Origin of the sequence: Halobacillus aidingensis (assembly GCF_900104185.1) — a bacterium.
GTDB lineage: Bacteria > Bacillota > Bacilli > Bacillales > Halobacillaceae > Halobacillus > Halobacillus aidingensis.
Genome location: NZ_FNIZ01000012.1, coordinates 90,931 through 116,037, shown reverse-complemented (window position 1 = coordinate 116,037; position 25,107 = coordinate 90,931). Strand labels below are relative to the sequence as shown.

At 43.9% G+C, this 25,107-nt stretch carries 24 protein-coding genes, 7 tRNA genes and 1 pseudogene; 25 read left to right on the top strand and 7 right to left on the bottom strand.

Translation table 11 applies throughout. The features are described 5' to 3' along the window. Positions 1-3 precede the first annotated feature (3 nt). The 8 genes from BLS23_RS12815 (at position 4) to rocF (ending at position 2,121) form a co-directional block, all read left to right on the top strand. Positions 4-79: transfer RNA gene (locus tag BLS23_RS12815), tRNA-Val, on the top strand. A 12-nt stretch (positions 80-91) separates the two neighbouring features. After that, positions 92-167, top strand: a tRNA-Thr gene (locus tag BLS23_RS12810). A 16-nt stretch (positions 168-183) separates the two neighbouring features. Next, positions 184-269: transfer RNA gene (locus BLS23_RS12805), tRNA-Tyr, on the top strand. Between the two features lie 109 nt (positions 270-378). Beyond that, positions 379-453, top strand: a tRNA-Gln gene (locus BLS23_RS12800). A 180-nt stretch (positions 454-633) separates the two neighbouring features. Further along, positions 634-706: transfer RNA gene (locus tag BLS23_RS12795), tRNA-Lys, on the top strand. 16 nt (positions 707-722) lie between these two features. After that, positions 723-797 (top strand) — tRNA-Gly (locus BLS23_RS12790). Positions 798-800: 3 nt separating this feature from the next. Next, positions 801-873: transfer RNA gene (locus tag BLS23_RS12785), tRNA-Ala, on the top strand. A gap of 345 nt (positions 874-1,218) precedes the next feature. Beyond that, positions 1,219-2,121, top strand: a complete 903-nt coding sequence (gene rocF / locus BLS23_RS12780) for an arginase (protein WP_089652935.1) — start codon at positions 1,219-1,221, stop codon at positions 2,119-2,121. A gap of 10 nt (positions 2,122-2,131) precedes the next feature. On the opposite strand, the gene BLS23_RS12775 is transcribed toward rocF, so the two are convergent. After that, a complete protein-coding gene (locus BLS23_RS12775; protein ID WP_089652934.1) occupies positions 2,132-2,326 on the bottom strand; it encodes an aspartyl-phosphate phosphatase Spo0E family protein in 195 nt (64 codons plus the stop codon). Positions 2,327-2,487: 161 nt separating this feature from the next. Between BLS23_RS12775 and sigW the strand changes: the two genes are divergently transcribed. The 7 genes from sigW to BLS23_RS12740 all read left to right on the top strand — a co-directional run bounded on the left by sigW (position 2,488) and on the right by BLS23_RS12740 (position 10,080). After that, positions 2,488-3,051, top strand: coding sequence for an RNA polymerase sigma factor SigW (gene sigW, locus BLS23_RS12770; RefSeq protein WP_089652933.1), 564 nt, complete (start codon positions 2,488-2,490; stop codon positions 3,049-3,051). Positions 3,052-3,066: 15 nt separating this feature from the next. Next, positions 3,067-3,723 (top strand): zf-HC2 domain-containing protein, encoded by a 657-nt coding sequence (locus tag BLS23_RS12765; RefSeq protein WP_089652932.1) that lies wholly within the window; start codon positions 3,067-3,069, stop codon positions 3,721-3,723. Between the two features lie 200 nt (positions 3,724-3,923). Then, positions 3,924-4,736 (top strand): diadenylate cyclase CdaA, encoded by an 813-nt coding sequence (gene cdaA / locus BLS23_RS12760; RefSeq protein ID WP_089652931.1) that lies wholly within the window; start codon positions 3,924-3,926, stop codon positions 4,734-4,736. After that, positions 4,729-5,718 (top strand): CdaR family protein, encoded by a 990-nt coding sequence (locus tag BLS23_RS12755; protein WP_089652930.1) that lies wholly within the window; start codon positions 4,729-4,731, stop codon positions 5,716-5,718. The genes cdaA and BLS23_RS12755 overlap by 8 nt, the downstream gene beginning before the upstream one ends. A 64-nt stretch (positions 5,719-5,782) precedes the next feature. Further along, entirely contained in the window at positions 5,783-7,132 is a 1,350-nt protein-coding gene (glmM, locus tag BLS23_RS12750) for a phosphoglucosamine mutase (protein ID WP_089652949.1), read from the top strand. A gap of 491 nt (positions 7,133-7,623) precedes the next feature. Further along, positions 7,624-9,426 carry a glutamine--fructose-6-phosphate transaminase (isomerizing) gene (gene glmS, locus BLS23_RS12745; RefSeq protein ID WP_089652929.1) on the top strand — a complete coding sequence of 601 codons (1,803 nt, stop codon included), beginning with the start codon at positions 7,624-7,626 and terminating at the stop codon, positions 9,424-9,426. Positions 9,427-9,543: 117 nt separating this feature from the next. Next, positions 9,544-10,080, top strand: coding sequence for a hypothetical protein (locus BLS23_RS12740; RefSeq protein WP_089652928.1), 537 nt, complete (start codon positions 9,544-9,546; stop codon positions 10,078-10,080). Between the two features lie 79 nt (positions 10,081-10,159). On the opposite strand, the gene BLS23_RS12735 is transcribed toward BLS23_RS12740, so the two are convergent. Together BLS23_RS12735 and BLS23_RS12730 are read right to left on the bottom strand one after the other, a co-directional pair. Continuing rightward, entirely contained in the window at positions 10,160-11,308 is a 1,149-nt protein-coding gene (locus tag BLS23_RS12735) for an FtsW/RodA/SpoVE family cell cycle protein (protein WP_089652927.1), read from the bottom strand. A gap of 818 nt (positions 11,309-12,126) precedes the next feature. Next, complete coding sequence (locus tag BLS23_RS12730; RefSeq protein ID WP_089652926.1) at positions 12,127-12,411, bottom strand: phospholipase; 285 nt, start codon at positions 12,409-12,411, stop codon at positions 12,127-12,129. 140 nt (positions 12,412-12,551) lie between these two features. Here BLS23_RS12730 and BLS23_RS12725 point away from each other — a divergent pair, with 140 nt between their 5' ends. Next, positions 12,552-12,878 (top strand): four-helix bundle copper-binding protein, encoded by a 327-nt coding sequence (locus BLS23_RS12725; RefSeq protein ID WP_089652925.1) that lies wholly within the window; start codon positions 12,552-12,554, stop codon positions 12,876-12,878. A gap of 152 nt (positions 12,879-13,030) precedes the next feature. On the opposite strand, the gene BLS23_RS12720 is transcribed toward BLS23_RS12725, so the two are convergent. Next, positions 13,031-13,903, bottom strand: a complete 873-nt coding sequence (locus BLS23_RS12720; protein ID WP_089652924.1) for a permease — start codon at positions 13,901-13,903, stop codon at positions 13,031-13,033. Between the two features lie 276 nt (positions 13,904-14,179). After that, positions 14,180-14,497: an ArsR/SmtB family transcription factor gene (locus BLS23_RS12715; RefSeq protein WP_089652923.1), complete on the bottom strand. Its 318-nt coding sequence runs from the start codon at positions 14,495-14,497 to the stop codon at positions 14,180-14,182. Between the two features lie 504 nt (positions 14,498-15,001). Here BLS23_RS12715 and BLS23_RS12705 point away from each other — a divergent pair. From BLS23_RS12705 to BLS23_RS12665, 9 genes and pseudogenes are all read left to right on the top strand, one after another. Beyond that, positions 15,002-15,349, top strand: coding sequence for an ArsR/SmtB family transcription factor (locus BLS23_RS12705; protein WP_089652948.1), 348 nt, complete (start codon positions 15,002-15,004; stop codon positions 15,347-15,349). A gap of 12 nt (positions 15,350-15,361) precedes the next feature. Continuing rightward, a complete protein-coding gene (locus BLS23_RS12700; protein ID WP_089652921.1) occupies positions 15,362-16,657 on the top strand; it encodes an arsenic transporter in 1,296 nt (431 codons plus the stop codon). 29 nt (positions 16,658-16,686) lie between these two features. After that, positions 16,687-17,109 carry an arsenate reductase (thioredoxin) gene (gene arsC / locus BLS23_RS12695; protein WP_089652920.1) on the top strand — a complete coding sequence of 141 codons (423 nt, stop codon included), beginning with the start codon at positions 16,687-16,689 and terminating at the stop codon, positions 17,107-17,109. A 103-nt stretch (positions 17,110-17,212) separates the two neighbouring features. Next, positions 17,213-18,166, top strand: coding sequence for a thioredoxin-disulfide reductase (gene trxB / locus BLS23_RS12690; protein WP_089652919.1), 954 nt, complete (start codon positions 17,213-17,215; stop codon positions 18,164-18,166). 326 nt (positions 18,167-18,492) lie between these two features. Further along, positions 18,493-19,542, top strand: coding sequence for an ArsR/SmtB family transcription factor (locus BLS23_RS12685; RefSeq protein WP_089652918.1), 1,050 nt, complete (start codon positions 18,493-18,495; stop codon positions 19,540-19,542). Continuing rightward, entirely contained in the window at positions 19,539-20,771 is a 1,233-nt protein-coding gene (locus BLS23_RS12680) for an MFS transporter (protein ID WP_089652917.1), read from the top strand. The genes BLS23_RS12685 and BLS23_RS12680 overlap by 4 nt, the downstream gene beginning before the upstream one ends. A 2-nt stretch (positions 20,772-20,773) precedes the next feature. Next, a complete protein-coding gene (locus BLS23_RS12675; protein WP_089652916.1) occupies positions 20,774-21,217 on the top strand; it encodes an NUDIX hydrolase in 444 nt (147 codons plus the stop codon). After that, positions 21,214-21,925: pseudogene (locus BLS23_RS12670) on the top strand (nucleotidyltransferase domain-containing protein). The gene BLS23_RS12675 and the pseudogene BLS23_RS12670 overlap by 4 nt, the downstream one beginning before the upstream one ends. Before the next feature lie 4 nt (positions 21,926-21,929). Beyond that, positions 21,930-22,448, top strand: coding sequence for a P-loop NTPase family protein (locus BLS23_RS12665; RefSeq protein ID WP_089652915.1), 519 nt, complete (start codon positions 21,930-21,932; stop codon positions 22,446-22,448). A gap of 88 nt (positions 22,449-22,536) precedes the next feature. On the opposite strand, the gene BLS23_RS12660 is transcribed toward BLS23_RS12665, so the two are convergent. Further along, a complete protein-coding gene (locus BLS23_RS12660) occupies positions 22,537-24,126 on the bottom strand; it encodes a high affinity choline transporter 1 (protein WP_089652947.1) in 1,590 nt (529 codons plus the stop codon). Between the two features lie 152 nt (positions 24,127-24,278). Next, positions 24,279-24,833: a choline uptake/conversion transcriptional regulator CudC gene (gene cudC / locus BLS23_RS12655; protein ID WP_089652914.1), complete on the bottom strand. Its 555-nt coding sequence runs from the start codon at positions 24,831-24,833 to the stop codon at positions 24,279-24,281. Positions 24,834-25,107 lie beyond the last annotated feature (274 nt).

The following is a 25,107-nucleotide window of genomic DNA, read 5'->3' as shown; positions in this document are numbered from 1 at the left end:
ATCGGAGGATTAGCTCAGCTGGGAGAGCACTTGCCTTACAAGCAAGGGGTCGCAGGTTCGAACCCTGCATCCTCCACCATTAAATTCATAAGCCGGCCTAGCTCAACTGGCAGAGCAACTGATTTGTAATCAGTAGGTTGGGGGTTCAAGTCCTCTGGCCGGCACCACTTATTTAGTCAAAGTGGAGGGATAGCGAAGTTGGCCAAACGCGGCGGACTGTAAATCCGCTCCCATCGGGTTCGTAGGTTCGAGTCCTACTCCCTCCACCATTTATTTCATTGACTATAACGGCTGACATCCATGATCAGCTATTTTTTATGAAAATAAACATTTCTTGTATAATGATCTTTAGATGGTAAATACTATTTTTGTAACTGTTGGGCCATAGCCAAGCGGTAAGGCAACGGTTTTTGGTACCGTCATGCGCTGGTTCGAATCCAGCTGGCCCAGCCATTTTCTTAAGATGTTATACTGGATATTATTATATGAGTCATTAGCTCAGCTGGTAGAGAAGCCGTAATCATCATTGAATTTTCTTCATTGTAGGCTTTGCGAGGAGCGTATGCTTCACCGACAAATCTATCAACGTGACGAGCACACTGCTTATAAAATAATGAGCATTATTTTTCATACGAGCCATTAGCTCAGCTGGTAGAGCATCTGACTTTTAATCAGAGGGTCGAAGGTTCGAATCCTTCATGGCTCATCTTTCATTTTCATATGCGGGAGTAGTTCAGTGGTAGAACACCACCTTGCCAAGGTGGGGGTCGCGGGTTCGAATCCCGTCTCCCGCTCCATACGGGGCCTTAGCTCAGCTGGGAGAGCGCCTGCTTTGCACGCAGGAGGTCAGCGGTTCGATCCCGCTAGGCTCCACTCTATGAACCTGACATCAACAGTTGATGTCAGGTTTTTTATGTTCTTTTCCTATTGCATCCAGGATTTTTTGATGTCCCAAAGAAAATCTCTAATGGTTTTCGAGCCATTGATCAAAAGTTATTGAGATTCTCATTTGTTTTTGATGTTCATCGAATTTTGTAACGCTGCTCTCGATGAACAGTCCTTCTTCTATTATATGGAAAAAGGTTTCAAACCTTGTAAACATGCATGATTACATACGTTTTCATACTGTTTCCCGTATATATATGCACAAACATGTCCAGTTGAGTCATAACGGGAAAAACGGATACAATTATAGTAGAGAAAAAAGGAGGAACTTTGATGAATAAACAGCTTTCAGTTATCGGTGTACCTATGGACCTTGGACAGATGCGCCGAGGCGTGGATATGGGACCAAGTGCTATTCGTTATGCGGGTATGGTTGAACGTCTAGAGCAATTGAAATATAACATTGAAGATCTAGGGGACATTGAGATTCCTCGTCCAAAACAAAATACAGATGAGAAAGAAGATAATTTACGTAACTTGAATGAAATTGCTGAGGGAAGTCGTCGTCTTGCAAAGGCGGTTGATGAAGTAGTAGAAAATAAACGTTTCCCACTTGTCCTTGGGGGAGATCATAGTATTGCTATGGGGACTCTTGCAGGAGTTGCCAAACATTATGAAAACCTTGGTGTCATCTGGTATGATGCTCACGGCGATTTGAATACTGCCGACAGCTCGCCTTCCGGTAACATTCATGGGATGCCACTTGCTGTAAGCTTAGGAATCGGCCATGAGAAACTGACGAGTATACATGATTATGAACCAAAGATTAAACCAGAAAATATTGTGATTATCGGAGCTCGTTCTCTAGATGAAGGAGAAAGAGTGCTTATTGAAGAGAAGGGCATCAAAGTCTATACGATGCACGAAGTTGACCGTATGGGCATGACGCAAGTGATGGAAGAGACAGTGGATTATTTGAAAGATCGTACCGATGGGGTGCATTTAAGCTTAGACCTTGATGGTCTGGATCCTAATGAAGCTCCTGGCGTAGGAACACCTGTAATGGGTGGCTTAAGCTACCGTGAGAGCCATCTAGCAATGGAGATGCTTCATCAGTCAGGGATGATTACATCTGCGGAATTCGTAGAAGTAAACCCGATTCTCGATGAAAAAAATAAAACCGCTAGCGTAGCGGTAGGTTTGATGGGTTCTCTATTTGGTGAGAGCTTGAAATAAATGCACAATTCTAGCAGTAACCCGCTTTTTGTAAGGTGGGTTGCTGTTTTTTATATGTTATTTCATCATATTCATTTAACAAGCGATCTAATTTCACACTCACTCGTACGACTTCCGGCGAGCTCAACTTATGGAGGCTGGCTAAACGAATCATTTCCACACGACAAGCTTCGATTTCTTTCTTCAAAGCGGTCACTCGCTTCATATTAAATTTCCTCCTAAGAAATTTTTTACATTTACAGCTTTATAACCGATACTAAAAAAAGTTAAACTTATATTAGCTAAAAAAATATTAAATTTATGAAACTTTGTGGCGAGGTCATCCGTAAAGGTTAACGACCGCACGTATAGCGGAGGTATTAGAAGATGGAAACCATGATTAAGCAAAAAATAAAAGAAGTGAAAAAGGGCAATCAATCCGCTTTCGAAGACATTGTTTCTTTTTACCAGAATAAAGTTTTTCATATTTGTCTGCGAATGGTTGGGAACTCGTATGAAGCTGAAGACCTGGCCCAGGAAGCCTTTATCAGAGCCTACACGAATCTCCATACGTTTGATGAGAACAGGAAATTCTCCACTTGGTTGTATAGGATAGCAACGAATCTGTCGATTGACCGAATCCGCAAAAAAAAGCCGGACTATCATCTGGATGCAGAAGTGAAGGGGACGGAAGGCTTAGACATGTATTCGCAATTAGCTGCCGACCAAGCTCTACCTGAAGAAGAAGTGGAAAGCCTTGAATTACAATCTTACATCCACAAGGAGATATTAGCACTTCCACCTAAATATCGCAGCGTTATCGTGCTTCGTTATTTAGATGAGCTTGCTCTTCAAGAGATCGCGGAGGTGTTGGATATTCCAGTAGGGACTGTTAAGACGAGGGTCCATCGAGGTAGAGAGGCTTTACGTAAGAGGCTTCGACATGTGTGAAGGAGTTGAGAGGGAATGAATTGCAAAAGAGAAGCCATTGAACTCATGCATAAGTATTTAGATGGCGAATTAAATAAAGAAGAAGAGAGACGACTGAGAGATCATTTACAAAGCTGCCAATCCTGCCAAAATCACTTTCATGAACTAAAGAGAACGACGACACTGATTAAAAACACAACGCCTGTATCTGCGCCGCCACGTTTTACTGCGAATGTGATGGCGAATTTGCCAAAAGAGAAGAAAAGGAAGAACTATCTCCGTAAGCTCCAAAGGCATCCGTTGCTTACAGCTGCTGCCGTCTTCTTCTTATTGATGTTCGGTGGAATATTTACCGAATGGAACCAGGACCAGCAAGTGACGGTATCCAAGCAGGAGAATCTGGAAATACGTGATCATACGGTCATTGTACCGGAAGGCGTTACGGTTGAAGGAGATCTTGTCGTGAGAAATGGGGATTTGAGGATTGACGGGAAAGTCGATGGGGACATTACCCTTATCAATGGCGATATCCTTAATGATTCTTCTGGACAAGTAGAAACGAATGATGAACTTGACCGTAATAATCTCCGGGCATATTCAGGAGAACTGACCGAAGTGAACCAGGTTTACGAATGGATCTGGTATCATACGAAGAAGACATTCAAGGCGATTTTCTCATTTGAATCGGATTAAAAAAGCAAGGAGGCTTACGCTTCCTTGCTTTATTTTTGAACAGAATGGAGCATAAGGCTCCCTGAAACGACCAAAATGGTATAGAAATGTATGGGTCTCTCCCAAGGACGGTATGTTCTCCATATATACAGGAAAGGTTATGTGATATAATGGTAAATGTGAATTTTTAAGGTTTATTATATCTAAAAGGAAGTGTAGGCATGCTTGATGGGGGATTGGATGTTTTAGATTATTTTTTGATTACTGTGGATATCGCCCTTGTCTGGTTTGTTGTATATAAATTAATCATGCTGATTCAGGGAACGAAAGCCGTTCAGCTATTAAAAGGTATTTTCGTTATTCTGGGTATATGGTTATTGAGTAATTTATTTGGACTGACCACATTAAGGTGGCTGATGTCACAAGCAATAACGTGGGGTTTCCTCGCGATCATCATTTTGTTCCAGCCTGAACTTAGAAGAGCTTTAGAACAACTGGGACGAGGAAGTTTCTTCAGCAGGAATACTTCAGAAGAAGAAGACACCGAGAAAACCTTACAGGCGATTATTAAGTCTTGTAACTATATGGCCAAACGCCGAATCGGTGCATTGATTACAATAGAACGAGATACAGGTATGGGGGATTACGTAGAAACAGGCATACGTGTTGGCGGACATTTGTCGAGCGAGTTGCTTACGAATATTTTCATACCGAACACTCCTCTCCATGATGGAGCGGTCATACTTAAAAATGATGAAATTGTCGCTGCTGCCTGTTATCTCCCACTTTCAGAGAGTCCTTTTATTTCGAAAGAGCTCGGGACGAGGCACAGAGCGGCTATGGGAATCAGTGAGGTGACGGATGCTTTAACGATCGTCGTTTCTGAAGAGACAGGAGCTATTTCCTGTACGAAGAACGGGGAATTGCATCGAGACCTTGATCAAGTGAAACTGGAAGAGATTTTGCGTACTGAATTGGATTACTCCGCCCCTGCGGTGAAAAGCTGGAACTGGAGGGGGAAGAAGAATGGATAATTGGTTCAAAAGTGTATGGTTTATAAGAATTATATCCCTTATGCTTGCTGGTCTTCTTTGGGTGACGGTCAATGTGGATAACAATATGGACTCAGATTCTTTATTCTTCAATCAGTCATCCTCTGATATGGAAGTGATGGAAAACATTCCACTTGAAATCAGGTTTGATAGTGAAGAATATGTGGTCAGCGGAATCCCTCAAGAAGTATCCGTCTCTGTTGAGGGGCCGACCTCTGCTGTCGCTCCTGTTTCCAGACAGAAGAACTTTACGGTTTTTGTAGATTTGAATGGACTTGGTCCGGGCACACATGAGGTGTCCTTACAGCACTCAGGGATATCCAACCAGCTTGCAGTCACGCTCGATCCAAAAATCATTGAAGTGACGATTGAGGAAAAAGTGACCGAAGATTATGAAGTGAACATTGATTATATCAACCAAGGAAACCTGGATAGTGAGCTTGAGCTTGGTGATCCAGAAGTGGAACCTTCTGAAGTTGCCATTACGGGGGCTTCATCGGTCATTGAGCGTGTAGCCTCTGTGAAAGCGATTATTGATGTCGGTGAGGCTACAGAGTCAATTGAAGCGCAGGAAGCTCCTGTCAAGATTTATGATAATCAGGGGAATGAGCTGAATGTCCTCGTGGATCCAACGACTGTAAATGTATCTGTTCCGATTTCCACCCGCACGAAAAGCGTTCCATTAAATGTTGCCGCTCGTGGAGGGAATACGGAAGGGGTACTGATTGAATCGGTCCGTACGGAAACAGAGGAAGTCACCATTTCCGGACCGAAAGAAGTACTTGATGGCATTGAGGCGCTTCCTGAAATCCCTGTTGATGTATCAGAAGTGACAGAAGATCAAACCGTAGAAGTCGATATTCCGCTTCCTGAAGGAGTGACTTCCGTTCAACCTGAAACCATTGAAGTGGACATTGAAGTTGTTGAAGGCGAAGCGGGAGATGACGGAAACGGCACAGATTAATCAAAACGAATCAATCGTGAAAACATAGATCAATGGAAAGTATAGAAAGAGAGGTCGAATGATTATGGGTAAATATTTTGGCACGGACGGCGTACGAGGCGTCGCGAATAAGGAATTAACACCAGAACTTGCATTCAAACTTGGCCGTTACGGCGGTTATGTCGTAACAAAAGGTGTCGAGCGTCCGAAGGTTTTGATTGGACGTGACACAAGGATCTCTGGTGAGATGCTTGAAGGCGCATTGGCTGCCGGGTTGTTGTCAATTGGAGCAGAGGTCATGCGTCTCGGTGTTATCTCTACACCAGGCGTAGCCTTTTTAACGAAAGCACTGCAAGCGGAAGCGGGAATTATGATATCCGCATCCCACAACCCTGTCGAAGATAATGGCATCAAATTCTTCGGTCCAGATGGTTTTAAATTGACCGATGATCAAGAGCAGGAAATTGAAGCATTAATTGATGCAGAGCAAGATGACCTTCCAAGGCCTTCAGGATCGGATCTTGGTCAGATCAATGATTACTTCGAGGGCGGGCAAAAGTACTTGCAACACTTGAAGCAAACCGTTGATTATGATTTTGAAGGACTTCACATCGCACTCGATTGCGCTCATGGAGCGACTTCATCACTGGCCTCCCACTTGTTTGCAGATCTTGAAGCCGACATTTCTTCGATCGGGTCATCGCCGGATGGTCTGAACATTAATGACGGCGTCGGTTCTACACACCCGGAGCCGTTACAAGACCTTGTGAAAGAGAAGAAAGCGGATGTAGGACTTGCTTTTGATGGAGACGGCGATCGTCTGATTGCAGTTGATGAAAAAGGGAACATCGTAGACGGAGACAAAATCATGTACATTTGTGCCAAGCACATGAATGAAAACGGTACGTTGAATAACTCGACAGTGGTCTCTACGGTTATGAGTAACCTTGGTTTCTATAAAGCAGTAGAAGCAAATGGAATGAAGAGTGATAAGACGGCCGTAGGGGATCGTTATGTCATGGAAGAAATGCGTCGCGGTGGTTATAACCTTGGTGGGGAACAATCCGGACATATCATCTTCCTTGATCACAATACGACAGGAGATGGCATGTTGTCGGCTCTTCAATTGGTCAATGTCATGAAAGAAACGGGCAAACCACTCTCAGAGCTTGCGAGTGGAATGCAAAAGTTCCCTCAAGTATTGAAAAATGTTCGTGTCATTGATAAAAATAAAGTTCAAACCCATCCTAGAATTCAGGAAGCCATCCAGGCTGTAGAAGAGGAAATGGGTGGAAGCGGACGAGTTCTTGTACGCCCATCCGGTACAGAGCCTTTAGTAAGGATCATGGTGGAAGCACCTACGGAAGAACAATGCGAAGAGTATTGTGATAAAGTTGTCCAAGTTGTTGAAGAAGAGCTTGGTTTGAAGGAGTAGTTTCAGGGCTTGCGCAGGTCGCACATGGGGGTGATCTGCGCATATCCTATTACAGGCCCCTTACATTTCTGTAACGGTTACAATTTTTATTGACCCATCTGAGAGGGCTGTGTACAATTGAACATGTCCTTAAAAATTGTCGAATTTCATGTTTGAAAAGACTTTCATTCGGAAATGAGACAAAAGGATTTTATTTTGAAATAGTTAAGGAGGATCGAGGTCATTCCTTATTTATAAAGCGCCAGGACTGTGTGCTACGTCTTAACATGAACACAGTTGACGAGGTGGAGGTTCATCGAGTATTCGGCGGATGCCTCCCGGTTGCCACACTTCAACCGCATGTCCGAATGTAAAACGGGAAGGTGACTTTCCGAACAAAACATTCAGGACGAAGTGATCAAAGAAAGAATAACGGGAGAGGGGCAGCGAAAAGCCCCTTGAAATCTACGGAGCATTCGTTGCCCTTCTCTGATAACAGGAGGACAACAATTATGTGTGGAATTGTAGGATATATCGGACAGAATGATACAAAAGAGATTTTATTGAATGGTTTGGAAAAGCTTGAATACCGCGGTTATGATTCAGCTGGAATTGCAACATTGAACGAAAATGGTGTGGAAGTGACGAAAGTAAAAGGGCGTATCGCTTCTTTAAGAGAAGCTGTAGATGAAAGTGTCAAAGCGACGCACGGCATCGGACATACACGCTGGGCTACACACGGCGCTCCCAGCGAAGAAAACGCACACCCGCACCAAAGCACTTCCGGACGCTTTACAATCGTTCACAATGGCGTCATTGAGAACTATGTGGACGTTCGTGACGAGTACTTGAGCGACGTGGAGTTCAAGAGTGAAACAGATACGGAAATCATCGTTCAATTGATGGAAGTCCTGAATAATGAAATGAACGATGTAGCTGCAGCTTTCCGTAAAGCTGTCGAGCTTTTAACTGGTTCTTATGCGATTGCAATGATCGACCGTGAAGATCACGATACGATTTATGTCGCTAAGAATAAGAGTCCACTGTTAGTTGGAATCGGTGATGACTTCAACGTTGTAGCCAGTGATTCCATGGCGGCTCTTCACGTAACGGATCAATTCCTTGAGCTTATGGATAAAGAAACCGTCATCGTTCGTCGCGATGGTGTTGAAATCCAAAAGCCTGATGGCAAAAAGGTTGAGCGTGAACCATTCACAGCAGAATTGGATACAACTGATATCGAAAAGGGAACGTATCCTCACTTTATGCTGAAAGAGATTGATGAACAGCCGTTCGTCATCCGTAAAATCATTCAAGAATATCAAAATGAGAATGACGAGATCAAGCTGGATCCTGAAATCCGCCAAGCGATGAAAGACTGCGATCGTATTTACATCATCGCCGCAGGTACGAGTTACCATGCCGGACTTTTAGGTAAACAGTTTATTGAAAAACTCGCAAACATTCCAGTAGAAGTTCATGTAGCTAGTGAATTCTCTTACAACATGCCACTTCTTTCTGAGAAACCGTTGTTTGTTTACATTTCTCAAAGTGGTGAAACGGCAGATAGCCGTTCTGTCCTTGTCCAGACCAAAGAACTTGGTCATCCGGCACTGACGGTTACGAACGTGCCAGGGTCCACCCTTTCCCGTGAAGCAGACTATACGATGCACCTGCACGCAGGACCTGAAATCGCTGTAGCTTCTACAAAAGCCTATACAGCACAAATGGCTGTTCTTGCCATTCTAGCTGTTGATACAGCACGTGCGAAGGACATTGAACTTGATTTCGATCCTATGCAGGAGCTTGCAATCGTGGCAACTGCTATGGAAGCTTTAACTGATCAAAAAGAGAAGTTGGAAGACTTGGCGAGCGAGTATCTATCAACAACTCGTAACTGCTTCTTTATTGGCCGCGGCATCGACTATTATGTCGGATTGGAAGGTTCTCTGAAGTTGAAAGAGATCTCTTACATCCAGGCGGAAGGTTTCGCTGGTGGTGAATTGAAGCACGGCACGATCGCTCTAATTGAAGATGGCACACCTGTCATCGCCCTTGCAACACAGGAAAACGTCAACTACTCCATTCGTGGAAATGTCCAGGAAGTAGAAGCACGTGGCGCTAACAGCATGATCATCAGTATGGAAGGTTTGAACAAAGATGGCGATGCTTTCGTCATTCCACAAGTGCATGATCTGATGACACCACTTGTTTCTGTCATTCCATTGCAGCTGATTTCTTACTATGCAGCGCTTCACCGTGACTGTGATGTTGATAAACCACGTAACCTTGCGAAGAGTGTTACGGTAGAATAAAGATTTGGAAAGCTGGCATCCGATTAAGGATGCCAGCTTTTTTATTTTCCTGCATTTGGATTGGGGAAAGAAAACCTGGGGAAAATACATCTATTCGATGCAGTTAGAGGTGTTCGTATGAAGAAATGTTTAATGTCTTTATTGTTCATAACCTGCCTGTTGGGTGCCCATACGCCCGTTCATGCCCAAGTGAATCAGTCCAAACCCCTGGAAGAGTTCTATGCTGAATATGGATATAAGTCTTTGGAAGAAGCAGTCAAAGAATTTGAACAGCAAATGAAAATGAAAATATCTCTTCCTAAGAAACTTCCGTCCTTATCATTTACACACGTTTTGGCCAGGGTTAATCGGTTAGGTGGGAACGAAAATGTGGAATTAAATGTGGAGTACTTGAATGAGCACGTACCTGAAAATCATTTTAAGATGGATATACGGCCTGCAGAAAACAAGCTATTTATTCATGAGAAGCGAATTATAGAACAGGTGAGGTTGAAGACTGGGGGAAAAGGAATTTTCGTGAAAGTCCCGGGTTTTCACGTTTTCATTTTTGAAACGGAGCATTGTCAGTACAGGTTGAGTATGGATCAACGCGTATCTGATCACTTTTATCCTGATGAATTAGTGGAAATCGCTAATACCATCGACAGTGAGTAATCGGGTAGGATTGGTATAGCTTCAAGGTTAAACAAAAAGGAGGCGTTCCATGACGCCCCCTTTTTTGTATGCTGTTTCTCTATTCTCCAAACATATAGGTCTTATGGTGATAGGATATTGAAAAAGCAATTCCAAGCGCCATCAAGTTTCCGAGCAAGGCACTTCCTCCATAACTGATGAACGGAAGCGGAATTCCCGTGATTGGAAGCAGCTGCACAGACATTCCGATATTCTGGAATACGTGGAATGCGATCATACTGATGATTCCGACCATTACATAAGAGCTGTAGTTGCTGTTCGCTTTAAAAGCGATGGTCGTGAAGCGATAGATCAATAGGAAGAATAGGATGATGACGATACAAGAACCGAGAAAACCGTATTCTTCTGCGATGATACTGAAAATGAAGTCGGTTTGTGCCTCTGGTAAGTATACTTCCCGTTCGCCGAACCCTTTTCCATACAGCTGTCCGGAACCAATGGCTCTCATCGCTTTGACGAGATGGTATCCGGAAGAGTCTTCATACTTGGTCGGCTGGAACCAGGAGTAGATACGACCGAGCTGATACTCCTTCACACCTAAATAGCGGTCAAGGAGTTCAGGCGCTTTTAGTGCAAGCCAGATCAATCCTGTTCCAAGAGCTGAGATGATGGTGAAAATCGGTAAAATGATTTTCCATGAGATGCCTGAGATCAGGACGAATCCTGCTAAGATGGCGATGAACACAAGGCTTGTCCCTAAATCGGGCTGCTGCATGATCAAGAGAACCGGCAGGCCGGTAGCCGCTCCTAATTTGAGCAACAGGAACAAATCCATTTTCATTGATGAACGGTGCTTTTGATTATGATCAACGGCAATCCTTCCGAGAGCAAGAATGGTGAATATCTTTACAAGCTCTGCAGGTTGTAAAGATAATCCCGGCATGGCGAACCAGCTCTTCTGCCCTTTGATGACAGGAGCAATGGATGGTGGTGCGACGATCAGGGCAATCAAAAGAATGATGCCGAATCCATATAAGTACCAGCTGATTTTTTTGAAATCTTCAGGATCCACAAGGAGCATAAAGCCGATGACGATGCCACCGAGGCCATACCAGACCAACTGTTTAAGTACGAAGTTATCATTATATTGTGTGCTTTGCTGAGCACTGAAAAGAGCGACTGCACTGACGGCTATGAAACAACACATAATAAAAAAGAGCTGCCAATCGAATCTTTCTTCGAATTTCATTTTTGGTTATACATCCTCTCATGTTGGCGAAGCAAAAAAGCGTGCTGTTGACTATTATAAGCACATGTAACACGTTTGAAAAGTAAACTCTTCCTTATTCTTCAATTATAAAGCATTCTTTTCTTTCATGGACATGAAAATGTAACACTTATGTATCATATATGATCCCTTTTCTTGAAGACTCAGTTTCGAGATGTTTCCGGGTTCGTTTTGCCGTATTGGGAGTCAGGGGGGGCTGGGAAGCTACTCGTCTAGCTCCATCGCCCAGACACTCGCGTCATAAGCAGAACAGCAAAGGAATGAAAAGCACATTCCGTTGCTGTTCTGCTTATGCCAGTCGTGTCTACCAGGGCGATTCCGCATTTGAACACTTTCCTGTGGGGGAGTGCCGAGCTTCCTCGGACTGTGTCCTGCGGGATCTCGCCTATCTCCTTCTCCCACGGGAGTCTCGCAGCTTCCCAACCACCCCATTCGATGCAGGAGATAAACGCACCTATACCAAGATAGGGCGTCTTCCACCCCTCTCGCAAGTAGGTGTAAAGCGCTCTATATCAAGCTTTTACATACAAAATAGCGGCGGTGGAACCTATATCCCTACACTTTCGCTGAGTAAATGCGGATGATTTCAGAAGTGGTTTCGAGACACTTATATGGCAAGGGGAGTCTCCCCATCCCACGCCTCCCCGATCCACCTCACACAAAAGTCTCGAAACTGAGTCTTCAAGAATTCTGCAAGATTGTTTAATAACATAGATTCAATATCCTTTAAATTCAAATAAAAAAATCACCAAAAGAACGGTGATTGGTTGGTGCATATTTTAGAAACAGGTGAAGAGTCGCTGGATTCTCATGTATTTATATAATTTTCTTGCATTACGACCTTCTGAGGTATAAGGATTTTGTAATCTTTCAAGCTGATTGATGAAAGCAAGGTCACAGGCACAGTAATCTCTGTGATAGCGATAGCATTCATCATGTGCTTTGCAGGCGGCATCTACGGCGTTGACGGGTTCGCCAGGGCCGCTGCATCCTGGTCCACAGTACTTGTATCCGGGAAAGACACAGAACCCGGGTCTGCGTACCGGTCCTCTTCTTCTATACATGTGGTTCTCCTCCATCAAAAAGATTGGCTAAGAATAGTTTATGACAAGGAATGGATTTTGTTTGGTCACATACCCTTCCTATGTTTATAAAACCCTTTCATGAGATACATACTAACTAACACCTTAAAGGAGGAGATTTTATGTCACACGAAAAATATCAAGACCTTATCCAAAAGCTACATGTGTGCATGGAAGCATGTAACCATTGTTATGATGCTTGTTTGAAAGAGGAAGACGTAAAAATGATGGCGGAATGTATTCGTACCGATCGTGAATGTGCCGATATTTGCGGATACTTAGAACAAGCAATTTCAAGAAACTCTCCGTTTGTATCTGAATTTGCAGGGGTTTGTGCGAAGATCTGCCAGGCTTGTGGAGATGAATGTAAGAAACATGATCATCAGCACTGCCAGGATTGTGCCAAAGCTTGCTATGAATGTGCGGAAGCTTGTAAACAAGTAGCATAATTGATGAGAGCGGCTTCGCGAGTAAGAGGCCGCTGTTTTTTTACTTCGCACAGCACTTTTCTTCCTTTTGTTCTTTGATTACGACAATACAGCAAGGTTTTTCTTTTTTCTGTCCAAAAAGTTTCTTTAACAAATTCACGGGTTCACCCCCTTTAAATCAAGTAGAAAAGAAATCCTGATAGGGTAGACATGGCAATGACTGAACCTACAAAAGTGAAGACTAATTTCTTTTTGAAAATGCTGTGAAGCAGAGTCACCTCTGGGAGACTGGCACCTGCTGAGCTGATCATCAGAGCCATTACGGGTCCAAGGGCCATTCCTTTAGCAATCATCATTTGTGAGATTGGAATCATGGTAGATAACCGAATGTATAAAGGAAGACCCAGGACCGCAGCAATGGGTACGAGCCACCAGTGTTCGCCTCCCATATAATCGGTAATCCACTCTTCAGGCACGGCGCCATGTATGAAGGCACCAATGGCTGCTCCAATGATCAAGAATGGATAGACACTTTTCATATGCGCCCATGTTTCCAAAATCGCCCGATTCACATTCACTTTATTTGTAGATGTTGGAGGGCTGTAATTTTCCATGATTACAGGTTTGAGTTGCTTCTCATATCCTAACCCATGCAAGGAGAACCCAACGATAATAGATAGAGTGGACGTGATAAGGGTGTAAAACAGCGCTACTTTCCATCCCAGGATGGCTGTCATGAGAGTAAGGATCGTGATGTCTAAGACAGGAGATGCAAATAAGAAAATCATGACGATAGGGAAGCGGATGTGATTTCTTAAAAGGTGAACGACAATTGGAATTGTTGAACATGAACAGAAAGGGGTTACAAACGCGAAAAGTACAGCGATTCCTGCACTTATAAGCGGGTGGCTTTTATCCATGAGCGATTCCATGCGCTCATAAGGTATAAACCCTTGGAAAAGATAAATAAGAAAAGAGATACCTAAAAAGAGAATGGTTAATTCTATGGCGATGGTAATAAAACTAAGTAATGTCTCCTGTATCATCATCACTGCACCTTTCATCAAAAAAAGTTGATTTATTGTAGGCGGTTAGCAACAGGTACAGCAGATTTCTGGTTTTCTTTGACGAGTTGGAAAGTTCCAATCCCTTATTCTAATACGGGAGGCGGACTGCTTTTTGAAGTATTTTACATTTAGTAAAATTTCTTTATTTTTAAGCTTCCATTCTTCTGTCGTGAACATAATATCGTCTCCTTAAATCAATTTTTTTTGATTAATTAACCAGCAAAAGGGCAAGCGCAAAGGCTTATGCCCTTTGTATTAATCGTGTCTGAATAGACAGCACAACTCTTCGGACAACAAGTGATTCACTTCTTCTTCATTTAAGGAATAGTAGCTCCAGGTTCCTCTTGTTTCTTTCTTGATCAGGGATGCATCCAGTAAAATCTTCAGGTGGTAGGAAAGTTTCGATTGAGGCAGGGCCATGGTGTCAGAAAGATCACAGACACACACTTCTTTTTGTTGAGTGATTTGATGCATGATCTGTAACCTGCGTTCATCAGCTAAGGCTTTAAATTTTTTCTGGTAGGTCTGAAAAGTTTTGGACAAGGACAAATCCTGAACGGGTATCTCTTTCATTTAATGATCCTCCTTAAATCAATATTATTTGATTAATTACAATCGTAAGGGTTAATTTTCTGGAAAGCAAGTATTTCATCAATTTTTTTTGATTTAACATTTAAAACATCTTCTCTTTATGTAGAATTTACATGGAAGGATTACTGTATAAGTATATTCTTATATACGAAACATAAAGGAGTGACGGATATGATTGATTCTCATCCATGTCAGGGTTACGGGGAAGATTTTCTCCGATTAAGAGCATCCAAATCGATGAGTAAGGAGCAAGTGGCTTTTTTATTGGGAGAGGACGTCCGCTTCATTGAACGGTTGGAAAGCGAAAAGATATATCCTTCTTCCTATCTAATGAATAAGATTTCGGAAGTGTTTCAAATGGACATAAAGGTCGTCTCAGGAAGGATTTGGTGTAAGTCTCCATCTGAATGTTCGAAGTGGGTTTGAATTTTTCTCTTGTATATATAAGCATATACTTATATCATGATGGAGGGTGAGGTGATTCTGATGGAAAAAACAATCATTGAGTTGGAACAAGCCGCACAGACGTTGAAGCTCTTAGGAGATAAAACGCGGCTGACCATTCTTGGTTTGGTAAAAGATAGTGAATGTTGTGTATGTGAGTTTGTGGAAGTGTTACAAATGAGCCAGCCTTCAATCAGTCAGCATCTAAGAAAACTGCGTGATGCTGGACTTGTAAAAGAACAACGAAGAGGGCAGTGGATTTTTTATTCCTTGAACAGAGAACATGCGACATATCCCATCATTCAACAGGTTCTGGAACAGATTCCGGACCAAAAAGAGAAATTGAAAGCATTGGAAGAAGCGGGACTGCGGATCCAATGCGATAGCTAGGGGGATTGTTTTTTGAGTTTAGCACTGATTGCTACGATTATTTTTGTACTTACACTCGTCTTTGTCATTTGGCAGCCTAAAAATCTTGGAATTGGCTGGTCCGCTTGTGCGGGCGCTATCCTCGCTTTGATTTTTGGTGTCGTCGATTTTCAAGACGTACTTGCCGTTACAGATATTGTCTGGAACGCGACTTTAGCCTTTATCGCCATCATCATTATTTCATTGATTCTAGATGAGATTGGTTTTTTCGAATGGGCAGCCCTTCACATGGCCCGTGTAGCTAAAGGTGACGGGAAGCGGATGTTCGTTTATGTGACCTTGCTCGGAGCTGTAGTTGCTGCGCTATTCGCCAATGACGGAGCGGCATTGATTTTAACACCGATTGTTCTTGCGATGGTCAGGAATTTGAATTTCAAGGAAGCGATGATTCTTCCGTTCATTATGGCCAGTGGTTTCATTGCCGATACGACTTCCTTGCCGTTGATTGTCAGTAACCTCGTGAACATTGTCTCTGCAGACTTCTTCGATATTGGTTTTGTAGAGTATGCGTCACGGATGATCGTTCCGAACTTGTTTTCACTTGCTGCAAGTATTCTTGTCTTATTCTTATTTTTCCGTAAGAGTATTCCGGACAATTACGATTTATCTCAGTTGAAAAAGCCGAAGGATGCGATACAGGATCATAAGATGTTTCGCATGTCGTGGGGCGTTCTTGCTGTTCTGTTGATCGGATATTTTGCAAGTGAGCCTTTGGGGATTCCTGTTTCCATCATTGCCGGAATTGTCGCGATCTTTTTCCTATTGATGGCGAGAAGAAGCGCGGCTGTGCAAACAGGAAAAGTGGTCAAAGGAGCTCCATGGGCGATTGTTTTCTTCTCTGTCGGAATGTATGTCGTCGTTTACGGACTTCGAAATGTCGGCTTGACCGATATCCTTGCGAATGTCATTCAGTACACGGCAGATCAAGGCTTGTTCACGGCAACCGTTTCAATGGGATTCATTGCAGCCATTCTTTCTTCCATCATGAATAACATGCCGACCGTAATGATTGATGCCCTTGCCATCGCTGATACAAATACGGCAGGGACAATGAGGGAGGCCCTCATTTATGCCAATGTTATCGGATCAGACCTCGGGCCGAAGATTACACCCATTGGGTCTTTAGCGACATTGCTATGGCTCCACGTTTTATCCATGAAAGGCTTCAAAATTTCATGGGGATACTACTTTAAAGTGGGAATCATATTAACTGTGCCGACCTTATTCATTACACTCGTCGGACTTTATCTATGGTTATTAATTCTATAATTTTTACAGAAAAAAAGGAGAAATGCTATATGTCTAACAAACCAGTCATCTATTTTCTATGCACAGGAAACTCTTGCCGCAGCCAAATGGCGGAAGGGTTCGGAAAGAAATACTTGAGCGACAAGTTTGAGGTGAAGTCTGCTGGGATTGAAGCGCACGGCTTAAACCCGAACGCTGTTAAAGCGATGAATGAAGTCGATGTAGATATTACAGATCAAACATCTGACATTATCGATCCGGATATTCTGAACAATGCTGAATATGCGATCACTCTTTGTGGAGATGCGAACGATAAGTGCCCAATGACTCCTCCACATGTTACTCGTTTCCACTGGGGATTCGATGATCCGGCGAAAGCGGAGGGTACGGAAGAGGAGAAATGGGCATTCTTCCAGCGTGTACGTGACGAAATCGAAGCACGTATCCAGACGTTCGCTGAAACAGGTGAGTAAAAAACATCGGAAGCTGAACTGAATATAGTGGAAATAGGCATGACTCGCATGAAATAAGGTTATACCTCTAAGGAGGAGACCTTTTGCTGAAGGAGGAGTTTGAATGGCTTATAAATCCATTATTTTAGGCACAGGACCTGCCGGATTGACGGCAGCTGTTTATTTAGCAAGAGCAGATATGGAACCGCTCGTCATCGAGGGGCCGGAACCAGGCGGGCAATTGACCCTAACCACGGAAGTTGAGAATTTCCCAGGATTCCCTGATGGCATCATGGGGCCGGAACTCATGGATAACATGAAAAAGCAGGCGGAACGCTTTGGTGCGACTTTCAAGCGTGGATGGGTGACAGATGTAGAGGTGGGAGAACGTCCATTCAAGCTTCAAGTTGATGGCTTAGGTGAAGTGGAGACGGAAACATTAATCATTTCTACAGGCGCTTCTGCAAAAATGCTCGGCATTCCAGGTGAAAAAGAAAACTTAGGAAAAGGTGTCAGCACATGTGCGACTTGTGATGGCTTCTTTTTCCGAGGGAAGAAAGTTGTCATCATCGGTGGAGGGGACTCTGCGATGGAAGAGGCGACGTTCCTTACGAAATTTGCGAGCGAAGTCCAAGTGATCCACCGTCGTCATGAGCTCCGTGCTTCGAAAATCATGCAGACACGAGCGCAGGAGAATGATAAAGTGACGTGGGCACTGAACAAAACACCGGTCGAAATGGTGTCCGATGGCATGAAGATCAGTGGCATCAAGGTTCGTGACAACGAGTCTGGAGAAGAGGAAGTCATTGAAACGGATGGGATATTTGTTGCGATCGGTCACAACCCGAACACGGATTTTGTGAAAGGGAAACTGGATATGGACGATAAAGGTTATATCCTCGTTGATCCCGGTACGACCAACACGAATATTCCAGGCATTTTCGCGTGTGGCGATGTGCAGGACCAGAAATACCGCCAAGCGATTACAGCGGCAGGCACGGGCTGCATGGCCGCGATGGATACCGAGCGTTTCCTTGAAGGAGAAGCGACGATCGACTGGAGCGAAAACTTATCCTAATTACTTGAGTGAGCATCGATCTGTTCTTACAGATCGATGCTTTTTTGTACCAGAAATACGTTAGGTCACTTTGGACGGGCGTTAGGGAACTTTCCCCTGGCGTTAAGTCACTTTTAATAGAATTAGGTCACTTTCAAAGAGAGAACGGGCACTTTGCACTTCAGTTAGGTTACATTGATTGGACTTACCAAATAATGGTGTACCAGGTCATACATATATTGGGAATTATCTTCTATTTGACTCTAAATACATTTTTTTGAAAATTAATTCAATTTATATTGAATTAATAATTCTACAAATGTAGAATAGTTGTAAGAGGTGATGAAATGGAATTATTTTCTATGAGTTTGAGAAAAAGGGAGACGTATCAAGTGGAAGTGAAGCATTCTCTTCTGTGGGAAGCGGCACTGGGAATCGCTGCTATTACGAACGAACGGCTGCTGGAGACGCTGGACTATACAGAAAAAAAATGGCAGACAATCAAAAAATCGTTGTCTACGGAAATCCTGGATCATTTAGAAATGGTCCAGGAAAAGAATACATGGAAAACGATCTTGCTGTTGCTTCATGAGAAGGATATGGGTTCTGTTGAGGAGTTCAATGATTTTGTAGATCATTTAGATGAAGAAGAGTTGCGTTATATCGCTATTCCTTATCTAGGGAAAAAACATCAAGAAGATCGTAGGCTTGCTTCTCAAGGAGATCAGGAGGCTGTGGCGCGGCTTCAAGATGTATCTAAAGATAATGCGTTCTTTCCACGTTACATTGCCTACATTAGCCAGGTGGATGCGCATCACTTAAAAAGTCATATCCAAGAGGTAATGACAGGCTGGTATGAAGCGGTTATTCAGCCGGATGAGGCGATGTTCAAAGGAATTCTGGAACGAGATGCTTTTTCCAAGAAGAAGCGGATTGAAAAACTGGAGGCGGAGGATTTTGTGGAGTGGGCGACACATGGAATCCGTTACATGCCGGAGCCTAGTGTCTATAAAGTCATCATGATCCCCCAATTTATTTATCGTCCGTGGAATGTGGAAGCCGATATTGAAGGGGCGAAAATCTTCTACTACCCTGTAGCCAATGAAAGTATCCAGCCGAATGACCCGTATGTTCCGGATCAAATGCTCGTTCAGAAATTCAAGGCGCTTGGAGATGAGAATCGTTTGCGTATGCTAAAGATTTTGATGGGGGGAGGGCGCACCCTGAAAGAGATGACCGAGGAGATCGGTATGGGTAAAACCACTGTCTACCATCATTTGAAGCTGTTGAAATCCGCAAGGCTAATCGTCGCTTATGGTCCACGGTATCATGTCAGCCCACGGGCTTGGGAAATGCTGCCAAAAGAATTGGAGTTATTCTTGGGAGAGGAAAAATGAACGATGCGGAAGTATGGCAGACCGAGGAGAAACCGTCGTTCAAGTCCAACCGACAGGCCTTCCGTTTCATTGGAGGAAATCTAGTATCCTTTTTCGGGGATCAAATCTATTTGATAGCTCTTCCTTTGATGGTACTTGCTCTTACCGGTTCACCGCTCAGTATGGGAATTGTCGCTGCTGTTGAGCGGGTGCCTGTTTTGTTACAACCGCTCGCAGGGGTGCTTGCTGACCGGTTGGATCGGAAGCGGATTCTATTGTTTTGTGATTTTTTCCGTTTTCTTTTGCTGGGGAGCATAGGGGTGTTGTTTTTTTATGAAATGATTACCATCTATTATCTCTACGCGGCGGCCTTCGTTATTGGTGTGCTTGGACAGCTTTATCAAACCTCTCAGTTTGCATCGATTCCGAAACTCGTAAGAAAGCAGGATCTCGATTTAGTGAATGCATGGAACACAGGGATGTTTCATACGGCTGTCTTTCTTGCCCCGGGGCTTGGCGGTTGGATTGTGGCCATTTATAATCCTGGAGTTGGCATGATCCTAAATAGTTTTTCATTCTTCATCGGCTTTCTAGTCGTTTGGAGTTTGCGGTTGGAAAGTGAGCAGAAGCAAGGGGAAAAGCGTTCGTTTACCCAGGACATGAGCGAAGGATTCCGCTTTGTGATCCATCAGAAACCTCTACTCTATACAAATATCGCCATGTTCTTTTCTGTATTTGGCACGACTCTTTTTTTGACGATGTTGATCGTTCATTTAAAAGCTGAGATTGGTTTTTCGGGGGTCTCGATCGGTTGGCTTCTTTCCGCTGGCGGGTTAGGTGCTATTGGGGGAGCGATGCTTTCTCCTGTTCTGAGGAGCAGAGTTGCTTATCGTACACTATTGTTTGGGTGTGGCGCCTTCGGAGGCCTTTCCATCTTCCTGTTCAGTTTCTATCAATCTTTTATTGCTCTCGCACTTTTGAACGCTGTTGGGACGATTTGTGCTTCCATAAGCAGTCCGTGTATTGTAACGTTAAGACAAAAGCTGACGCCGGAGCATTTACTTGGAAGGGTGCAGGCGACGAGCCGGTTCATGACGTGGGCGTTGATGCCGGTGGGTGCGTTGGTCGCTGGAATCATCGGTGAATACATAAGTACATCCATGACTATTGCTATTGGAGGGAGTGTCTCCACCATCGCTTCTTTCATTTACTTACACCCTTCATTGAAAAAGATAGATGGAGAGGGATAAAAATGGACTACGTACAAAAAATGAGAAGAATGATTGGTACACAGCCACTTGTCGTTGCAGGTTCCACGGTTCTTGTTGAGAATGAGCAGGGAGAGCTGCTATTCCAGTATCGAGTGGATACGAAAGAATGGGGGCTCCCTGGTGGGGCGATGGAGCTTGGGGAGAGACTCGAGCAGACGGCGGTCAGGGAGCTGAAAGAAGAAACGGGACTTGTGGCTGGAGACGTGCGGCAAGTTGCCACGTTTTCGGGGGAAGACTTTTTTTACAGATACCCGAATGGGGATGAGGTCTATAATGTCATTGCTTGTTTTATAGCTTCCGAGATTCGTGGAGAACTCAGAGTAGACCATGAAGAAACGTCGGATTTGAGGTATTTCAGCCGCGATTCCCTCCCTGAGAAAATGGACAAGAGGGCACGAATCATTCTGGAAAAGGTGAGCGAATGAAGGCTTTTGAGGCGGCAAAAGGTGTGATCGCAGAGCGGTTTCCGGACTGTGATGCGTCTCTTCTTGCAGGGAGTGTCGTAAGGGGAGAGGCGACAAGCACATCCGATTTGGATATTGTGATTTTCGATTCGGAAGTAACGTCTTCTTTTCGTGAGTCTTTTTATGCGGGCCAATGGCCGGTCGAGGTTTTTGTACATAATTGGTCCTCCTATCGTGTGTTTTTCGATAGTGATTGTGAGCGGGGACAACCTTCGATGCCACGAATGGTGGCAGAGGGGCATGTCCTTAAGTGGGATAATCGTTTGGAAGCTGTCAAACATGAAGCAGCGGACTTACTAAAGAAGGGTCCACCCCCCTGGTCAGAGGAAACCCTCTTGCTTAAGCGGTATTTCCTTACGGATGCATTGGACGATTTCGTTGGTTGTACAGAACGGGGGGGAAGCTCTTTTCATTGCAGCGAAACTAGCAGAGCAGACGAGTGAGTTTTATTTGCGAGCGAATGGACAGTGGAGCGGCTCATCGAAATGGATCGCTCGGTCACTGCGAAACTATGATGCTGCCTTTGCAGAACGGTTGATTCAGTGCTTTGACCATTTTTACAAAAGTGGGGAGAAGAAAGGCGTCGTTGAATTAGTGGATGAGGTTTTGAATCCATACGGAGGCCGGTTTTTCGAAGGATTTTCAATCGGAAAATCGAAAAGGAGGTAGACCTGTGAAGAGAATCATGGTGCTTGGTGTTTCGGCAGGTGTAGGCAAATCGACATTTGCAAAGAAACTAGGGGAGAAGCTCGATATCGACGTGTATCATCTGGATCGTTTTTATTGGGAGCCGGGCTGGCAGGAAGCGACACTGGAGGATTTCTCAGAGAGGCAGAGAAACGTTGTAGGAAAAGAGCAGTGGATTATTGAAGGGAATTATAGAAATACGTATGAGATACGCGCAGAGAAGGCTGATACGATCATCTACTTGGAATTGCCTTTAACGACCTGTCTATTTCGGGTCTTGAAGCGCTGGTGGACCCACCGGGGGAGCACACGCCCGGACCTCGGGGAAGGGTGCAGTGAAAGAATGGAAGCAGACTTTTTAAAATTTATCGTGACGACCTATCGAAAACGTAAAAAGAACATGCAGGAAAGACTCCTATCGTTTCAAGAAATCGGCCGTGAAAAGCAGGTCATTCAATTAAGGTCCAAAAAAGATATACAGAAGTTTCTTGATCACATTTCATAGGTGCGCGGTTCCCGAATAGACTGGGGGAATCGAATCATTACATAAAAAAAGCGCTCCAATTCAACAATTGGAGCGCTTTTTGTTTCTATTAGGAAGCCTTTTCCTCTTGCTCTCTTTCTTCTGGCATGAGAAGTGGCTGAGGCTGACATTTTTTCTTCGTCAATTCGGATACAACGAAGATCATAATGAACGCAGCGATACAAGCAAGTGTACGGAACGGGAACAGGACGATTCCGTCAGGGTTGATCATTGGATACGGCAGGAACGCCGGTAGTCCCATTGCTGGTTCTCCGCCTCCTAAACGAAGGAATAACGCCACAGAGAATCCGGCGATCGATCCGTAGAGGTTCGCATTTTTATAAAAGAGAGCCATCGTAAGCTGTGGGAAAAGAATCGTGTACACAAGGTCGGATGCTAAATACCACAGCGTATACACACTTTTGACATTCAATGCGATGATCATAGCTCCGACACCGACGATGATGATCGTGCGCTTGATAACTTTTTTCAATTGCTCAGAGCTTGCGTTCGGTTTAAGCAATGGACGATACACATTCCAGGATGCCATGGAAGAGGCAGAAAGAATGGAAGAGTCCATGGAGGACATGACCGCCGCTGCAAGCGCTCCGAGACCAATCGCGGATACGAGTTCAGGGGTCAAATACCTCAGGATGTGCGGAAGAATAACCGCTGGGTTTTCAGGAGTCGGAAGTCCCATGCTTGCCCAGTCCATATTCACGCCTACAATTCCAATCAGAACGGCAGGGATGGCTGCAATGATGCAGATGACTCCTGCTGTGATGGATAACCACATCGCGGTTTTTTCATTTTTGGCGGAAAGGACACGTTGGAAATATACTTGCCAGGCAATACCACCAAAGATGAGAAGAAGGGCATAGTCAATCCAGTTCCAGAACCAGTTGCCCCAGGCAGGATCCTGCCACCCGTTCAGTGGTGGAAATAAATTGGCGTAAGAGCCGAATTCTACTGAATAATTACTCCACGCGTTTTCAAGACCACCAACATGACCTAAAGTGAAGGGCACCACTAAAATGAGTCCGATTAATAGGATGGCCATTTGGAAAACGTCCGTATAGGCGACTGCCCACATGCCTCCGGCTACGGTATAGGCGATGGCGATAATTCCTGAAAGGATGATGGATGTAGTAAAGTCAATGTTCAGGATGGTTCCGAATGTTGTACCGAGTGCCGTAAGAATTGCAGCACTCCAGAACATTTCCCCTAGCAAAGCGGGAATGTAAAGGACGCCGGCCATTTTTTTACCAAAACGTTGTTCCAGGGGATCGATGATCGTGAGGAATTCATAGCGGCGCATTTTACGGGCATAGAAAATACCACCAATAATTAGACTTAATGCGTATCCCCACGGGGCTTGAGCCCATACGAGACCATCGCTGTATGTGAATTCTGCCGTACCATTCACATAACCACCACCAACCCATGTAGCAGCCATAGTGAACATCGCGATTCCAAGTGGTAAACTGCGGTTTGCGACCATCATGTCTGCTAAAGTTCCGGATTTATTTGTAGCGAAGACGGCACCGATGTAATAGACGAGGGCATAGAAAACAATCATGGCGATAAATCCGCCCCATTGAATGTTTTCATTTGTGAAGGCCATGTAGAGGACGAAAACACCTAGAAGTGTCCCGAGCATGATAGCGGCTTTGTTCTTAGCGAAAAAAGATGTTTGTTGATTCGATTGCAATGACATCACTCCTTTTAATATTATCTGAATATTCTGTAAATTATAAAGTCCACACGTCTCCCTTGAATAACAGATGAAACGTTATTCAGAGAGGCGGTATCTTATTTTTCTTGGTCGACAGGAAGAAATTCGAAAATTTCCCCACTCTCAATAGAGTCAACGAGCTTCTGTAACCAATGGTAATATGGAATGGACGCTTCCAACTGCTGATAGACTTGCTGCGCTTCGTGCTTAATCTTTTCGTCAACTTCGGAATCCTCTATAAGCTTATTCAATTCCTTCTGGGCTTGCTTAACTGTGTCCAAGTTGATTTTAGCTTCTCTTATCCACATCTTCGTGAAAAAATTGGAGAAGAATTTAAAGAAGTCCTTTTCAGCTACAAAAGTCTGTCGGCGCGTTCCCTTTCGAAACGTTTGCTTCACAATGTTGTAATTTTGAAGCTTCTTCACTCCTGTACTCATGCTCGGCTTGCTCATTCCTAGTTTTTCACGCATTTCATCCAGCGTCATATCTTCTTCAAAGTACATCGTCCCATATAAAGTCCCTGCACTTCGGGTCACTCCATACAAATCCATCGTTTCCGCAATGGAATCGATCACAAGTCCTTTCGCGTGCTCAATGGTCTGTCGGGAGCCTTCTTCATGATGATTTGTCATTAAAAACCTCCTCACAGGCGTAAAAGCAATTAACTTTATTAAATTTTTTCTTTACAGACTTTATCTTAACGAATAAAAATCGCTTGTCAAAATCCATTTTAGAAAAAAATCGCCTTAAGCCCTATCATCTCATAGGTTATAGCCGATTTAAAAAAATTTTCACTTTGACAAGCTTCCAAAGGCTTGTTAACGTTAAAAGTATTCAAAAAGTTAAATTTTTTATTAACAAAATTAACGATGTCGGAGAAGAAATTATTCAGGGGGATGGATTCCG

What these genes read in the sequence shown, in the direction of transcription:
- glmS (WP_089652929.1), top strand. Translation starts at nt 7,624, where the DNA reads ATGTGTGGAATTGTAGGATATATCGGACAGAATGATACAAAAGAGATT.
- BLS23_RS12660 (WP_089652947.1), bottom strand. Translation starts at nt 24,126, where the DNA reads ATGCTCGGGACACTTCTAGGTGTTTTCGTCCTCTACATGGCCTTCACA.
- cdaA (WP_089652931.1), top strand. Translation starts at nt 3,924, where the DNA reads ATGCTTGATGGGGGATTGGATGTTTTAGATTATTTTTTGATTACTGTG.
- sigW (WP_089652933.1), top strand. Translation starts at nt 2,488, where the DNA reads ATGGAAACCATGATTAAGCAAAAAATAAAAGAAGTGAAAAAGGGCAAT.
- BLS23_RS12705 (WP_089652948.1), top strand. Translation starts at nt 15,002, where the DNA reads ATGGAAAAAACAATCATTGAGTTGGAACAAGCCGCACAGACGTTGAAG.
- BLS23_RS12685 (WP_089652918.1), top strand. Translation starts at nt 18,493, where the DNA reads ATGGAATTATTTTCTATGAGTTTGAGAAAAAGGGAGACGTATCAAGTG.
- BLS23_RS12730 (WP_089652926.1), bottom strand. Translation starts at nt 12,411, where the DNA reads ATGTATAGAAGAAGAGGACCGGTACGCAGACCCGGGTTCTGTGTCTTT.
- glmM (WP_089652949.1), top strand. Translation starts at nt 5,783, where the DNA reads ATGGGTAAATATTTTGGCACGGACGGCGTACGAGGCGTCGCGAATAAG.
- BLS23_RS12765 (WP_089652932.1), top strand. Translation starts at nt 3,067, where the DNA reads ATGAATTGCAAAAGAGAAGCCATTGAACTCATGCATAAGTATTTAGAT.
- BLS23_RS12680 (WP_089652917.1), top strand. Translation starts at nt 19,539, where the DNA reads ATGAACGATGCGGAAGTATGGCAGACCGAGGAGAAACCGTCGTTCAAG.
- arsC (WP_089652920.1), top strand. Translation starts at nt 16,687, where the DNA reads ATGTCTAACAAACCAGTCATCTATTTTCTATGCACAGGAAACTCTTGC.
- BLS23_RS12740 (WP_089652928.1), top strand. Translation starts at nt 9,544, where the DNA reads ATGAAGAAATGTTTAATGTCTTTATTGTTCATAACCTGCCTGTTGGGT.
- rocF (WP_089652935.1), top strand. Translation starts at nt 1,219, where the DNA reads ATGAATAAACAGCTTTCAGTTATCGGTGTACCTATGGACCTTGGACAG.
- BLS23_RS12675 (WP_089652916.1), top strand. Translation starts at nt 20,774, where the DNA reads ATGGACTACGTACAAAAAATGAGAAGAATGATTGGTACACAGCCACTT.
- BLS23_RS12775 (WP_089652934.1), bottom strand. Translation starts at nt 2,326, where the DNA reads ATGAAGCGAGTGACCGCTTTGAAGAAAGAAATCGAAGCTTGTCGTGTG.
- BLS23_RS12715 (WP_089652923.1), bottom strand. Translation starts at nt 14,497, where the DNA reads ATGAAAGAGATACCCGTTCAGGATTTGTCCTTGTCCAAAACTTTTCAG.
- BLS23_RS12725 (WP_089652925.1), top strand. Translation starts at nt 12,552, where the DNA reads ATGTCACACGAAAAATATCAAGACCTTATCCAAAAGCTACATGTGTGC.
- BLS23_RS12755 (WP_089652930.1), top strand. Translation starts at nt 4,729, where the DNA reads ATGGATAATTGGTTCAAAAGTGTATGGTTTATAAGAATTATATCCCTT.
- BLS23_RS12720 (WP_089652924.1), bottom strand. Translation starts at nt 13,903, where the DNA reads ATGATACAGGAGACATTACTTAGTTTTATTACCATCGCCATAGAATTA.
- BLS23_RS12735 (WP_089652927.1), bottom strand. Translation starts at nt 11,308, where the DNA reads ATGAAATTCGAAGAAAGATTCGATTGGCAGCTCTTTTTTATTATGTGT.
- cudC (WP_089652914.1), bottom strand. Translation starts at nt 24,833, where the DNA reads ATGACAAATCATCATGAAGAAGGCTCCCGACAGACCATTGAGCACGCG.
- trxB (WP_089652919.1), top strand. Translation starts at nt 17,213, where the DNA reads ATGGCTTATAAATCCATTATTTTAGGCACAGGACCTGCCGGATTGACG.